This window comes from Hyalangium sp., assembly GCF_035629615.1.
Taxonomy (GTDB): domain Bacteria; phylum Myxococcota; class Myxococcia; order Myxococcales; family Myxococcaceae; genus Hyalangium.
In genome coordinates this window covers 1-14792 of record NZ_DASPHO010000353.1, presented here as the reverse complement: position 1 = coordinate 14792, position 14792 = coordinate 1, and the positions used below count along the sequence as shown (strand labels likewise).

The following is a 14792-nucleotide window of genomic DNA, read 5'->3' as shown; positions in this document are numbered from 1 at the left end:
CCCGCGCAGGGGGGGATCGCCCTGCGCGCAAGGAGTGGTCGCCCCGAGGCGAGGGGGCCGGCCGCCCTGAGAAGCGCGAGTGGAAGCCGCGCGCAGGGGGGGATCGTCCGGCGCGCAAGGAGTGGTCGCCCCGAGGCGAGGGCGCCGGCCGCCCTGAGAAGCGTGAGTTTAAGCCCCGAGCAGAGGGGGATCGCCCGGCGCGCAAGGAGTGGAAGCCCCGGGCTGAGGGGGCCGGTCGCCCTGAGAAGCGCGAGTGGAAGCCCCGCGCGGAGGGGGACCGTCCTGCGCGCAAGGAGTGGAAGCCCCGGCCTGAGGGGGCCGGCCGCCCTGAGAAGCGCGAGTTTAAGCCGCGCGCAGAGGGGGATCGTCCTGCGCGCAAGGAGTGGTCGCCCCGAAGCGAGGGGGCAGGCCGCCCTGAGAAGCGTGAGTTTAAGCCCCGCGCAGGGGGGGATCGTCCTGCGCGCAAGGAGTGGTCGCCCCGAGGCGAGGGGGCAGGCCGCCCTGAGAAGCGCGAGTGGAAGCCGCGCGCGGGGGGGGATCGTCCCGCGCGCAAGGAATGGTCGCCCCGAGGCGAGGGCGCCGGTCGTCCCGAGCGCAAGGAGTGGAAGCCGCGCGGCGAGGGTGCAGAGCGCCCTGGCCGCAAGAGCTGGGGTCCTCGAGCAGAGGGCACGGGAGCGGCCCCGCGTGGACGCGCCCCCGCTGGCTTTGGCCGCCCCTCACGCCCAGGCGGTCCTGCCGGAGGCACGCGGCCCGAGCGCCGGAGCGCCAGTCCGGAGGGGGAAGGAGGGGGCGGAGCGGGCTTCGTTGACTGGAACAAGCGCAAGAAGCGCGGGCCGGGCGCCGACTGGAACTCGCACCGGCCGGGACCAGGCGGAGCACGGGGGCCTCGGAAGCCTGGTGGCCCACGCCGACCCCGGTGACGCGGCGCGCAGCAGGGTCGTTCACTGCCGCTGAGTTCTTCCCATCAGGGCTGATATAACCGGTCATCCATTCAACGTTTTCTTCTCGGAGTGCGATGAGAACCGGCGTGCGCCCCCTTGTCGTCGTCCTGTCCCTCGTGCTGCTCACCGGGTGCCAGGGCAACCGCGATCAGCTCCTCGCTGACCTCCAGAGCCCTCGGCCGGAGGTCCGCGCCCTGGCGGTGAAGTCTCTGGCGAAGCAGGGCAACACGGAGGATCTGGTCCTCTTCACCCGCGCCGCCAAGGACATGGCCTCCATCGTCCGCGGCGAGGCGGCCGGGGCGCTGGGCGAGAGTCAGGATCCCCGGGTGGTGGATCTGCTGGGCGAGCTGCTCGAGGACTCGGACGAGGACGTCCAGGGCCGTGCCGCCATGGCGCTCGCCCAGGTCAAGAATGACAAGGCCAAGGCGTACCTCACCCTCCAGTACGGCCGCCGGGGCCGGAAGACGCGCCAGGTCATCGTCCAGGCGCTCAAGTCCGCCAACGTGCCCGGCGCCATGGCCGAGGCCGTCGCCGCCGAGTCCAAGGCCATCTGGGATCGCAACCTGCTCGCGCTCAACGAGGGCACCGTCCCTGAGAAGGTGGGAGCCGCCGAGGAGCTCGGCAAGAGCGGGCGCCCGGAGGCCATCAACCGGCTGATGCCGCTCGTCCGGGACAGTCAGGTCGTCATGGCGGCTGCCGCGGTCCGGGGCCTGGGAGATGCGGGGAGCCGGAGCGCGGTGCCCGCCATCGCCCTGCTGCTCGACGAGAGCTTCCCCGAGCTGCGCGAGGCCTCCATCGGAGCGCTGCGCAAGCTGCGGGATCCCTCGTCGGTGCAGAAGCTCCAGGCCGTGGCCGTGGAGAAGAGCGCTGTGAGCCCGCTGGCCACGGATGCCATCGCCACCTTGCCGCGCTCGCCGGAGACCGACGCGGCGCTGTGCACCATTGCGCTGGACGGCGCCCGGAAGGACGCGATCGACGCGGCCCGCGCCATGCGCACGCGCGGGTGCCCGCTGGACCCCATCATCGAGCGCCTCTCCCGCCCCGCCAGCGTCGAGAGCGGGCTGCAGGCGGTGATCGGCCTCGGCCCGGCGGCCCAGGGTGCGCTGCCCAAGGTGCTGCCGCTGCTCACGGCCGCGGACACGGCGCAGCGCATGCTCGCGGTCGAGGCCGTGGCCGCCATCGGGGATGCCTCCGCCGCCCCGGCGCTCCAGAAGCTGTACGAGCAGGAGCTGAAGGCCATCGAGGGGCCGCGCCAGGACTGGGTCCCCACGCCGCTGCCTCAGGTGTACGGCTCCGGGTTCGATCCCTCGGCGACCGCGCCGGCCTCGGAGGATGGGCACGGTCACAAGGGCGAGGGGCGGGCCAACAATGCCAAGCAGAGCCTGCTCTTCGATCGGATCCGGGCCCTCAACGCCCAGCGCGCTCGCGATGCGGGCCGGGTGATGGTCCAGCCTCGCGTGCCCGCGGAGCTCGTCGAGGACATGGAGCCGCTGATCCTCGAGCCGCTCGCCGCCGTGCTGCGCGCGCTCGGATCCGTGAAGGCCCCCGGAGCCCTCGAGCTGCTCAAGGGCTACGCGGGAGACGCCAGCGTGACGCTGCGCACCGCGGCGCTGGTGGGGCTGGCCCGGCTGGGGCCGGAGGGCGTGGAGGCCGCCAAGGGCGGCATGTTCGAGGCCGAGCGGGATCTCCAGAAGGCGCTGGCCCAGGCGCTGGCGCAGCAGGGGGAGGCCGGCCAGAACGTGCTCGTGTCCCTGCTGCCGCAGTTCTCCAGCGAGAAGCTGCTGCTGCTTGACGCGCTGAATCAATTCGGGGCGCCGGCTTCGGGCGCGGAGGCGCTGCAGACGGTGGTGCGCGAGGGGGGCGCGGAGGCGGTGCTGGGGGCCAGCATCCTGGGACGGCTCAAGGCGAAGGACGCGGTGGGGACGCTCACCAAGGCGCTGGACGATCCTTCGAGCGTGGCGCGGCGGGAGGTGCTGCTGGCGCTGGGCGAGATCGGCGACACCCAGGCGGCGGAGGCGGTGGCGAGGGACCTGTACCACGATCTGCCGGAGGTCCGGGTCGCCGCGGCCACAGCGCTGCAGAAGATCGGCACGCCCGCGCAGGCGGAGGCCCTCGACGCCCTCAAGAGCGACTATTATCGGCGGGTCCGCGATGCGGCCGGCGCGGCGCTGGCCAAGAGCGGCTCCGTGGCGGAGGGGGCACGCTGATATGGAGATGCGCAAGCTCAGGGACAAGGCCACCGAGGCCTTTGCCAAGGGCCGCTTCTCCAAAGCCGCGGAGTTCTACGAGGAATTCTGCAAGGGGGAGCCCAAGGACTACCAGGCGCGCCTGCGCATGGGAGACGCGTGGGCCAAGGCCGGGCAGAAGGATCGCGCCATCTCGGCGTACCAGCTGGCCGCCACGGGCTTCGCGCGCGAGGGCTTCCTGCCGCGCGCCATCGCCGCCAGCAAGCTGATCCTGGAGCTGGATCCGGCGCACAAGGGCGTCCAGCAGATGCTCGCGGACCTGTACGCGCGCAAGAGTGCGGGAGGCAACGGGGTGCCCCAGCGCCCGGTGGCACGCGCTCGCCAGGTGGAGCTCCCCACCTTCACCGAGCACATGGCGACCTCCATGGGGCCGGCCGCGGCGCCGCTCGAGCTCCCGGAGGAGGACGAGGCTGCACCGGCTCCGAGGGCCATCATCCCGCCGCCACCGCCGGAGATGCAGCTCGCGGAGTACTCGCGCGACCTGCCGCCTGAGATGGAGATTCCGGTCCATGCGCCGCTGGAGATCCGCGAGGAGCCGCCCGACGACGAGGAGATCGCCGTCGTCCAGGGCGTGCCTCTCACTCCAGCTCCGGTGGCACCGAGCGCAGCGCATCTTGCGTTGGCCCAGGCTCAGCTGACGCCCACGGCCCCTCGAGCGGCGGTGCCGCCCGCGCCAGAGCCAGCGGCCCGTGTGCAGCCGCCCGCCTCGGTCTCCCCGCCGCCCGCACCGCCAGTGGCAGAGCCCGCGGCTCGTGCTCAGCCGTCCGCACCCGCTCCCGAGGGGGCCGTATCGCCAGTGGCAGAACCCGTGGCTCGCGCTCAGCCGTCCGCCTCGGGGCCTGTTGTGCGTGCTCCCCAGCCCCCACCGACGGCTCCCGCCGCGCCCGCGCCGCAGGCCGTGGAGCCGCCTCGTGCCGCCGAGCCCACTGCGCCCTCGGTGCCGGCCGCGCCGCCGGGGCTGGCGCCTCGTGCCGCCGCCCCGCGTCCGCCCGCAGTGGCCCCCATCGCCTCGGTGGAGCCTCCACGTCAGGTGCCTCCCGCGAAGCCTGCTGAGGCCGCGCCGGCCCAGAGAAGTCAGGCTGCTTCGTCCGAAGAGACGGCCCTCGAGGTCGAGCTGGGGCAGGGGACGAAGAAGCTCTCCTGGGCCGCGCTGAGCGAGCCGCTATTTCCCGTTGCTTCCAGCGTGAGCCAGCCTCCGCCCCAGGCTCCTTCCGTGGCGCCAGCTCCCGCCAGCTCCGCGCCACCAGGGCTCCGGCCTCGCCGGAGCGGAGAGAGCGATCTCGCGGTGACGCCTGCTCCAGGACACTCGGCCGTGGTGATTCCTCCCAGCCAGACTTCCAGGCCCTCCACGGCGTTCACGGAGCTGGAGCTGGAAGAGGACACGCTGCTGCATGCGGTGGAGCAGGCCGCGCTCTCGGGAATGAGGCAGCGCGCCGCCGCCTCACCCGCCGCTGCTCTTCAAGAGGAGGAGGAAGAGATCATCCTCACGGAGGAGGCGCCCTCGGATGCGCCCTCGGCCGAGGCGCTGCCGACCATCCCGCTCTTCTCGGATCTGCCGCGGGAGGCCTTCATTGATCTCTTCGAGCGCTGTCCGCTGCGCCACTTCGCGCAGCGCTCGCGTGTCTTCGAGCAGGGCAGCCACGGGGATGCCTTCTACGTCATCTGCGAGGGCAGCGTTCAGGTCTTCCGGCATGAGGGGGGGCATCGCAAGGAGCTCGCGACCCTGAGCAGCGGCGCCTTCTTCGGCGAGATGGCCCTCCTGTCCGGGGCGCCGCGCATGGCCTCGGTGGAGAGCGTGTCCGATGACACGCAGCTCCTGGAGATCTCGGCCCCGGTGCTCGCGGAGCTGTCGCGCCAGCACCCGCAGCTGGCTCGGGCGCTCAAGAAGTTCTGCCGGGAGCGGATGCTGTCCAACGTGATGGGGACCTCGGCGCTCTTCGAGCCCTTCGGGCGCAAGGATCGACGCGCGCTGGTGGAGAAGTTCCGCGCCCGAGAGGTGATGAAGAACGACGTCATCGTCCGCGAGGGAGAGAACACGGACGGGCTCTACGTGGTCCTCTCGGGCGAGGTGGAGGCGCGCAAGGGCGATCAGGTCCTCTCGCGGCTGAAGGAGGGGGAGCTCTTCGGAGAGATCTCCCTGCTCTCGAAGACGCCCGCCACGGCGACGGTGATGGCGACCCGGCGCACCTCGCTGCTGCGCCTGCCACGCGAGGACTTCGACGCGCTGATCCTGACGCACCCGCAGATCCTCGTGCTCGTCTCCGAGCTCTCCGAGCAGCGGCTGCGCCGGACCGAGGCGCTCACGGGCAACCAGGTGTTCGAGGTGACGGCGGAGGAGCTGCTCGTCTAGCGAGGCGAAGCACCGTGGAGGCCTTCATCGCCCTGAGCGCAGCTTGGAGAAGTACTCCTCGCGCGACAGGGCTCCATGGGACTCCAGCACCTCGATGAGCGCGCTCAGTGAGCGGGCCTGGCTGGCGACCATCTGCTGCAGATCGGCCACCTGCTGGCTGAGCGCGTCCACCCGCTCCTGCAGCTCGGCCTCCCGAGCAGAGGAAGAGGAGAGGCGGGGAGATGGCGGAGGGGTGAGCTCGTAGGTGGGCTCGCGGATCCCGAACTGCTCCGGGTCGGCCGTGGTGTTGGAGGCACCTCCATAATAGTGCTTGCGGATGGCGCGCTCGATGGCGGAGGCGCTGCTGACCACCACCTGGATCTTCTGATCGGTGTGGAAGGCCAGCTCCTGGAGCGCCTCCACGTTGGTGGGATCCGAGCTGGCCAGGGTGAGCGTCTTGTGCGTCGTATCCGCGGCGACCGGGAAGACGCCGTAGCGCTCGGCCAGATCGATGCGGAAGAGCTGGAGCAGGTACTCGGGCGGCTGCAGCGTGTCGAGCTCCACGGCGGGGATGTGGAGCTGGCGAGAGAGCGCGTGGACCATGGAGCTCTCGTCCACGAAGCCCATCTGCACCAGGGTGTGGCCCAGCTTGCCGCCCCACTTGCGCTGCTCGGCCAGGGCGGATCGGAGCTGGGTCTCGGTGAGAAGGCCGGCGTCCATCAGGATCTCGCCGAGCCTCTTCTTGCGGATGGGGGGCGGGGGAGAGGTAGGAGGGCTCACGGCCCAAAGGGTAGCAGTCGTTCACAAGGCTGCAACCCCAGGGCAACGAGAAGGCAGGGCCGCCCGCCACGGCTTGAGGTATGTGTGGGGAATGGCGCGATGCGTGTTCCTTGTCGTCCTGGCGTTTCTCTCGGGGTGTGCCACCACGCGGCTGTCCGGCGCGGATCTGGACCGGGTCGCACAGCCGGCCTTCATCTCCCGCATTGATGACGAGGCGGGGCCCAAGAGCCGCGTCTTCCGGGAGGACGGGGCGTACGGCGAGAAGCTCAAGAAGCTCGAGCCGAAGGAGGCGGACCGCCGGCTCCAGGCGAAGCTGGTCAAGGCGGTGACGCGCTTCGAGATCTCCGAGCGCCTGCGTGTCACCACGGCCCACCAGCTCCCGCGCGAGGCGCCGTGGACGAGCACCCTGGATCCCGCGCGGGTGGCCTCGGCGCTGGAGAGCTTCCTGGTGGAGGAGGTGCCGGCGAACGCGCCGGACTATGATCTGCTCGTGCCGCTGGGGGCGGATGCCGTGGTGGAGTTCGTCATCGAGGACTACGGCATGCGCAGCGAGAAGGGGCATGCGGGTGCCTACATGAAGGGCTACGGGCGCATGTTCCGTCTGGATGGGCGCAGCGAGCTGTGGCGTCGCCCGTTCGAGCTGGATCAGATCGAGGCGGGGGCCGCGCACCTGGATCCGTTCAAGGTGGGGAAGGAGCCGGACCTGTTCCGCCAGGCCCTCACGACCCTGCTGGACACGGTGGCGGAGCAGTTCGCGCAGGATCTGTCGCCCAAGGATCGCCGGGGAGGGCCGCCGCTTCCGGAGAGGCCAGACCTCACCGCGCCAGACGGCACCCACCGGACGGGCCGCGAGAACCAGCAGCCCCCTCCGAAGCCGGATCCAGACCTGGCCCCAGGCGAGCTGCCGGATCCGGATCCCTGAGTCGCGAGCAACCCCTGAGCGCGCCATGCGCTCGCTGGAAGAAATTTCGCTGTAGCCAACGCGTGACAGGAAGCCCTAGAACGTTCACCCTGTGTGAAGTCATGCATGAGGTGCATGGCAGGAGTGGGAGAGCGCGTGCGGCTCTGTCTATGGGTGCTCGCCCTGGTGCTGCCGCTGACGGCCTGGTCGGCGGCGGTGACCTCCGCCTTTCCCCTGGTTCCTCTGCGGCCGGGTGCCTCGACCGTGGAGGTCGGAGTCGAAGTCCAGGGCCCCGCCGAGCAGGTGCTGATCTCGGTGAGCGGGCAGTCCGCGACCGAGGGCACCTTCGCCTCGCTGTCCAATGTGGTGGTGGACAGGGATCAGGCGGGGGCAGTGGCCTTCCACACGCTCGTGTCGTTCTCTCGGCCGTTCCCAGAGGATGGGGTGTTGGAGGTGGTGGCCCGGCCTGTAGGAGACGGAGAGGACACGGCCCTCACCCAGCGCTTCGATGCGACGGCCCCACCCCCCCGCTTCGGCCCGGCGCCGCTGCGCGTCCGCGCTGATCTCGCCAACCACACGATTACCCTGGAGCTGGCTTATGAGGGAGGCGCGATCGCCGCTGAGGCCTCCGTGGTCGGCGCCTCCGCCGAGGAGCTCCGCCGCGTCCACGGAAGCCTCGAGGATGTCGAGCCCGTCTCCTTCCTCCAGGCCCGCCGCGTGCTGGCGCGTCCCTCCAGCGCCACTCCTGGCCGCATCGTCTTCGCGATCCCCCTCACCGCCGAGCAGATTCCCCATGATGGGGTGGTGATCGCGGACGTGGCGCTGAAGGACGCCTTCGGCCGCATGGTGCACACCTCGGCCGTCGAGTTCACGCAGTCCTCCACGTTCGACCCGGTGGTGGGCGTCTCCGTGGAGCCCTCGCCGCTGCTGCTCTCCGAGGGCTTCGGTCAGCGCGTGCTTCTGCAGGTGACGGGCAGCTTCGCCATCGCGGGCGAGGTGGATCTGTCCGGTCCGCACCAGGGTGTGGAGTACCGCTCGATCGAAGAGGCGGTGGCCTCCGTCACCGAGGATGGACAGGTGGTGGCGCGCGGCAATGGCGAGACGGACATCGAGGTCTCCTATGCAGGCTACACCGCCACGGCGCGCGTGGTGGTGGACTCCACCGCGGTGGTGGAGCGGCTGGAGGTGCTGCCGGCCTCCGCCCTCATTCCTCGCGTGGGAGGCTCGCTGCGGTTGGGCCTGGAGGGCGTGCTGAGCGACGGGCGCCGGGTGGATCTGTCCCCTCGATCTCTGGGCACCACCTGGCGCAGCCTGGATCCGGGGGTGCTCACCGTGAGCACGGACGGGCGCGCCGTGGGCCTGCGTCCTGGCACTGCTCGCGTGGAGGCCCACCACGCTGGCTACTCCGCCCTGCGCGTCGTGGAGGTACTGGATGGACCTCCGGAGATCAGCCTCTCCTCGCCAGCCCAGGTGGTTGCGGGTGCCGAGTTCGAGCTGAAGGCCCATGCCAAGGACGACGTGGCGCTGGCCTCCGTGGAGTTCCTCGTCAACGGCGTGGCCGCCTCGCGGATGACCGCTCCTCCTTTCGTGATCAAGCTGCGCGCGCCTCCCGTGGCAGGGGGCGAGATGGTGCTGGGCGCGGTGGCGGTGGACACGAACGGCTCCCGGACGCGCGCTGCGGAGCTCACCTTGAAGGTGCAGCCGGGGCAGGGGGCCAGCTCGGTACCGATCGTCTATGAGCAGCCCCTGCCCGGCGCCCTGTTGCTCGAGGGGCTGCCGCAGACGGTGCGCCTCACCAGCGGGGACTGGCGCACGGGCGAGCTGTCTCCCCGGAGCTTCCAGCTCGTGCGCTTCTACGCGGATGGCGCGCTCATCGGTACGAGCCGCACGCCGCGCATCGAGATGCGCAACCAGGAAGCGGATCCCGCCAAGCCTCCCAGGCCCGTCGCCGTGCCGCAGTGGGAGGTGAGCTATGTGCCGCGCTCCGGCACCGCTGGGACGGTCGTGGCGCTGTACGCCGAGGCGGTGGATGCCAGCGGTGCCACGGCGCGAGGGGCCACGGTGCTGGTCCGGATCGCTCGGGATAGGCCGCCGCTCGTCTCCCTCCGGAGCCCTTCGGGACCTCGCGTCCAGACCACCGCGGGCCGTCCTCTGGTGCTCACGGGGCTTGTCGAGGACGACGCCGTGACGCTCGGGGTGGAGCTGTCCCTGCTCGTGGATGGCGCACAGGTGAGCAGCACCCGGCTGGTGGGGGAGGGACTGGGTGGCACCCGGGCTGGCTCCGCGCCGTTCTCGATCGAGTGGAGGCCTCCCACAACCAGCATCGGCCGGCTCGTGAGGCTGCAGTTCGTGGCCCGCGATGTGGCGGACCATGAGGCCCGTGCCTCGCTGGAGGCCTCCGTCGTCGCCGATGCTCCACCCCAGATCGCCCTCCAGACGCCGGTGCCGGGCAGCCAGGTGCTCGCGGGCACCGCGCAGCTCCTCACGGCCTCGGTGGTGGATGACAGCGCGGGGGAGGTCGAGGTGACATGGCGCGTCGACGGTGTTCCCGTGGGCGCCTCGCGCTCTCCGCCCTACCGGACCTCTTGGACCGTCCCCGCCTCGGCCGCCGGGAGGACGCTCCAGCTCCAGGCCACCGCGCGGGATGTGACGGGCAACGAGGCTCAGGCCAGTGGCGAGGTCTTCGTCGTCAGCGACACCTCGCGCCCCACGGTCTCCATCGTCGTGCCGCGCCCGCTGGAGGACGTGCCGGAGACGCAGGATCTGGTGGTCACCGTCGCCGGCCAAGACGACGCCACGGTGACCCGCGTGGAGGTGTTGCTCGAAGGGGCGGTGCTGGACACCGACGAGTCCCCCGGGCCCAACGGAGCTCAGCCGGGCTCCTTCCTGACACATACCCTGCTGCGCTCCGCCCAGCTTCAGGGGCGTGAGCAGATCCGGCTGGGCGCGCGCGCCTATGACGCCTCCGGCAACATGGGCTCCGCGCCCGAGGTGCTCGTCCGGGTGCTGCCCGATGCGGCGCCCACGGTGCGCTTCGTGCTCCCCACGGCCCACTCGCGAGCCACCATCGGCACGCAGCTGGAGCTGATCGCCGAGGCCGATGATGACGTGGCCGTGTCCGCCGTGGAGTTCTTCTCGGACGGACACTCCTCCTGCCGCGCCACCCTGCCGCCCTATCGCTGCACGATCTCCGTCGCCGGCCCCCCACGCACCCTGAATCTGCGGGCAGTGGCCTCGGACTCCGGAGGGCGCAGCGCTGCCGCGGAGGTGGCCCTCCAGGTGAACGAGGACACCGAGCCGCCGCTGGTGGCCTTCCGCGCACCCTCCGAGGGCAGCCTCGTCTTCGCCGGGCGGAGCCTCTCCGTGGAGGTGGCGGCCAGTGACGACGTGGGCGTGCGCGACGTCCGGCTGGAGCTGGACGGGCAGCCCGTGGGCACCCAGAGCGGGGGCGTGGTGGATGGGCTCTACCGGCTCTTCCGCTGGCAGGTGCCTGTCCCCGCGGCGGCGGCCGGGCGCATCCTGGTGCTGAAGGCGGTGGCCACGGACACCTCGGGGCTCTCGCGCGAGCGCTCGCTGGAGGTTCGCGCCCGCAGGGATGAGGTGCCCGTGGTCTCGATCACCTCTCCGGCACCCAACAGCTTCTATAAGGAGGGCGAGGACGTCCGCCTCGTGGTGACGGTGGCGGATGACGAGGGCGTCGTCGGGCTGGTGGGCCTCTCCGGTGGCCAGCGGCAGGGGCCGCTGCCGGTGTCCGGAGCGCCGATGGACGTCTCCAGACCCCTGCCGCTCACCGTGCGTGCGCCCTCGATCTCCCAGGGCGCTCCGCTCACCGTGGGCGCGGAGGCCCGCGACACCGCCGGCCAGTCCGGCTTGGCCACGGTGACGCTGCAGGTGGCACCGGACACCGAGCCTCCCACTGCGCTGCTGACCTCGCCCCTTCCTCCCGCCACGGGCCGGCTCCAGGTGAACGAGGGTGGGGCCTTCTCACTGCGCGTGCAGGTGGAGGACGACGTGCGCGTGGTGCGCGTCGCGGCGGTGGTGGATGGGCAGGAGCTTCCCCCGGTGGACGGCCGCGAGCCGCTGGGCCCCCAGAGCGAGCGCTTCGAGGAGGTGCGCCAGCCCAACCCGGTGATGCCCGGGGAGATCCTCATCAGCCGCCGCTACCTGGGCACCTTCGCCGGCACGGTGGGCCTGAGCCGCTACCCGCCGGGCCTCCACACGCTCGCGGCCCGTGCATACGACGCGGGCGGCAACGTCACGAGCACCACGCAGGTGTCCTTCGAGATCCTGGAGGTGCAGGATCTGGCCCCTCCACGGGTGACGCTGACACTGCTGGGCGGCCCGGATGAGCGCACCTGTGTGGCCGGCGCGCCCCTGAAGCTGCGGGTCTCCGCCACGGATGACGTGTCGATCCGGGAGGCTTCGGTCACCTTCGAGGGCGAGCCCGTGGCGATCAGTCAGCCTCCCGCGCAAGGGCCTCGCTCATGGCAGGAGGAGATCCCCTTCCAGCTCCCACCCCTGGGCTCGGGGGGCCGCCGCACCGTCACGTTCATGGCCCGCGTCACGGACGGAGCCCAGCGCGCGGGCGTGGTGAGCCGTAGCTGTGAGCTGGCTCCGGATGGGCCTCCCCTGGTCCAGGTGGTGCTCCCCACGGCTCGTGCCACCCTCACCGAGGAGCGCACCGAGCCTGTCGCTGTGGACGTGCGCGATGACGTCGGCGTCCGGCGGGGGCTGAGGGTGCTGTCCACCTCGACGGTGGTGGTACCGGGCATCGGTGACTTCGAGGTGGAGGCGCTTGCGGCGCATGAGGGGCTGGGGGTGCCTCGCGCCACGCTGATCCCGGGAGAGGGGCCTGGCTTCACCGTCGAGGCCTTGGAGGGGCGGCTCCGCCTCTCGCCTCCGGGGGAAGGGCAGGGGACCCAGCGGGAAGCGCCGGGCCGCCTGCGCCTGAGCGTGGAGCCTTCCCCGAGCGGGCATGGCGCCCAGGCCCAGGTTCGCTTCCGCTACACCGTGAAGCCGGGGCATGAGGGCAGTGCCGCCCTCCAGGCCTTCCGCTCCTCCTTCCCCGAGGGCGTCGGCAGCCTCATGCTCTCCGCGCCCGCCTTCTTCGCGGATCTGTCCTTTCCCGCTCAGGACATCGAGCTGGAGGAGGTGGACGTCCAGCTGTCCAAGGTGTCCCCGGGCGCCGAGGAGCTGGCGGTCACCCGGCTGGCCTTGCGAGGGTGGGGCACGCCGCAGCTCCAGCTCCGCGCGGAGGCCACCGGTGAGCGCGTGGCCGTGCAGCGGTGGACCTGGGGCCAGACGGCCTCCCCGCCCGGCCAGGTGAAGCGGATCGAGGGATCCGTGTGGCTCCCGCTCGGTCAGGCGCCGCGGGAGTCCCAGCTGACGGTGCTGGCCGAGGACGTAGCGGGCCTTGTCGGCAGCGCCGCGGTCCCGCTCGTCACCCGGGCGGACACGGAACCCCCCACCGTCTCCATTCTCGCGCCCGGCAACGGTGCGTCGGTGGTGGAGGACACCGTCTTCGAGGTCCTGGTGAATGCCCAGGACAACGCGCGCCTGGATCAGCTCGAGCTGTGGGTGGACGGCACGTCGCGCCAGGTGATGCGCGTGGGCCCTCCTTCGTCTGGAACGCCCCAGCCCTACCGTTTCTCCCTCGCCCTGCCGCTCCCCGCCTCGGGCTACCCGGTCGCGCTGTCCGTGGTCGCTCGGGATGGTGCGGGCAGCGCCACGGCCTCGGACACCTCCTACGTGCGGGTCATCCCCGATGTGGCGCCGTCCGTGACCTTCCAGTCCCTGAGCTCCGCGGTGGAGACGTTCACCCGCACCGAGCTGGACAGCGGCTATGTCGTCATGTTGCAGGGCACTCCCGCAACGCTGGGGATGCTGCTGGAGGATGATGCGGGCCTGGTCTCCGTGCGAGTCCTGTTCGGCGAGCAGGTGGTGAAGGAGGAGTCTTTCACGGGGGCGCCGCTGAGGCTCACCCGGCAGGTGACCTTCACTCCCCCCGTGGGCCGGGACGGAGCCCCCGCCGTGCTCCTGGTGTCCCTCACGGACACCGCAGGCCACACGCGTGAGGCGCGGCTGCTCATCGAGTCCCGGCGGCCCCGTGCGCCCGCCCTGGCGCTGGCCGCCCCCACGCCCGGTGCCACCATCGCCGAGGGCAGCATCCAGCTCACCTTCGATGCCGTGGCGGTGGACGACACCGCGGTCGCACATGTGCAGCTGTTCATCAACGGCCAGCCGGCCCTGCTCCTTCGTGAGGGGCTGGAGATCCCATGGAGTGTGGATGAGGTGACAGGGGCCGTCGTCATCACCGATCCCGCACTCCGGCACGCCGTGAGCTCGCTGCCTCCCGAGGACCAGGATCTGCAGCGGCTGAGGCACTACCGGGGCCAGGTGAAGCTGCCGCCCGGGTTCGTGGCGCTGGTGCCGGGGCGGCCGGACGCGGCGCTCCAGCTGCGCACCGTTGCCACGGACAAGGAAGGGCACCAGACTGTGCTCGACCAGCCGCTTCGCATCGAGGAGGACATCGCGGCACCCCTGGTGGACGTGCTGCGGCCCGTGCTGGGGCGCAACGTGGTGGAGGGCACCTCCGTGCTCGTGGAGGTGCTGGCGCGCGACAACGTGCTGGTGGATCGCGTGGAGATCTCCGCGGGCCCGAGCGCCACGGACATGCGCGTGGTGAACACGGTGGGCGGCTTCCCGCCCACCAACGCCATACCGGGATCGCCCTTCGATGTGTATGCGCCCCTGGTGCGGTACTCGCTCACGGTGCCCACGCTGGCGCAGCTCGGCTCCACGGTGCCGGTGCCGTACTTCATCTCCGCGCGCGCCCGGGACATCAGCGGCAACTGGACGGAGTTTGCGGACGTCGTCATCCAGCCCATCGAGATCATCCAGGACCAGCCGCCCGCCGTCGCCATCCTCTCGCCCCCGGATGGCACCCCCGCGGTCTCTGGCAGCACGCTCACCGTGGTGGCGATGGCCGAGGATGACGTGGCCGTCGGCAATGTGCGGCTGGAGGTGGACGGCGTGCCGCTGCCTCTCACCCTGCACACTCCCCCCTTCACCTTCCAGGTGCCCGTGCCAGACCGCCCGGGCGAGCTGCGCCTGCGCGCGGTGGCGGTGGACTCGGGGGGCCGCGAGGTGGGCAGCCAGGTGGTGATCCTGCCGCTGCGCGAGGATCGGGCGCCCACCGTCGCCGTGGCGCAGCCCCGTCCGGAGGCCCGGCTGACCGAGGGCCGGGACTTCGCGCTGGTGGTGGCGGCGCAGGATGACGTGGCCATCCGCAGCGTGGAGGTGCTGGTGGAGGGCGGGCTCGCGGGCCCGCTGCGCTTCGTGGCCTCCAGCCTCCCTTACTCCTTCCGCGTGCCGCTGCCCCCAGGCTCGGCGGGGCGGACGCTGCGCATGCTCGCCCGAGCCAGGGACTCGGCTGGACACGAGACCGTGGCTCCCGAGGTGACCGCCCTGGTGGTGACGGACACCTCGCGCCCAACCGTCACGTGGCTGCACCCGGCCCAGGGCTCGCAGGTCCTGGAGGGCATGGTGCTGGATCTGGAGGTGGACGCGCGAGACGACGTGGCCGTCACCAGCCT

5 protein-coding genes are annotated in these 14792 nt (G+C 71.7%); 4 read left to right on the top strand and 1 reads right to left on the bottom strand.

The window, feature by feature from the left end; genetic code table 11:
* The first annotated feature begins 1015 nt into the window (after window positions 1–1015).
* Together VD972_RS17865 and VD972_RS17860 are read left to right on the top strand one after the other, a co-directional pair.
* The gene (locus tag VD972_RS17865) at window positions 1016–3148 is read left to right on the top strand and encodes a HEAT repeat domain-containing protein (protein WP_324988597.1); all 2133 of its coding nucleotides are present in this window, start codon (window positions 1016–1018) and stop codon (window positions 3146–3148) included.
* 1 nt (window position 3149) lies between these two features.
* Window positions 3150–5537, top strand: a complete 2388-nt coding sequence (locus VD972_RS17860; protein WP_414654080.1) for a cyclic nucleotide-binding domain-containing protein — start codon at window positions 3150–3152, stop codon at window positions 5535–5537.
* A gap of 24 nt (window positions 5538–5561) precedes the next feature.
* Here VD972_RS17860 and VD972_RS17855 read toward each other — a convergent pair whose 3' ends face one another.
* Window positions 5562–6236, bottom strand: coding sequence for a hypothetical protein (locus VD972_RS17855; RefSeq protein ID WP_324988594.1), 675 nt, complete (start codon window positions 6234–6236; stop codon window positions 5562–5564).
* A gap of 151 nt (window positions 6237–6387) precedes the next feature.
* Here VD972_RS17855 and VD972_RS17850 point away from each other — a divergent pair, with 151 nt between their 5' ends.
* On the top strand, window positions 6388–7218 hold the full coding sequence (locus VD972_RS17850) for a hypothetical protein (RefSeq protein ID WP_324988593.1): 831 nt from the start codon (window positions 6388–6390) through the stop codon (window positions 7216–7218).
* 114 nt (window positions 7219–7332) lie between these two features.
* On the top strand, window positions 7333–14792 hold a 7460-nt coding region (locus tag VD972_RS17845), incomplete at its 3' end, for an Ig-like domain-containing protein (protein ID WP_324988591.1).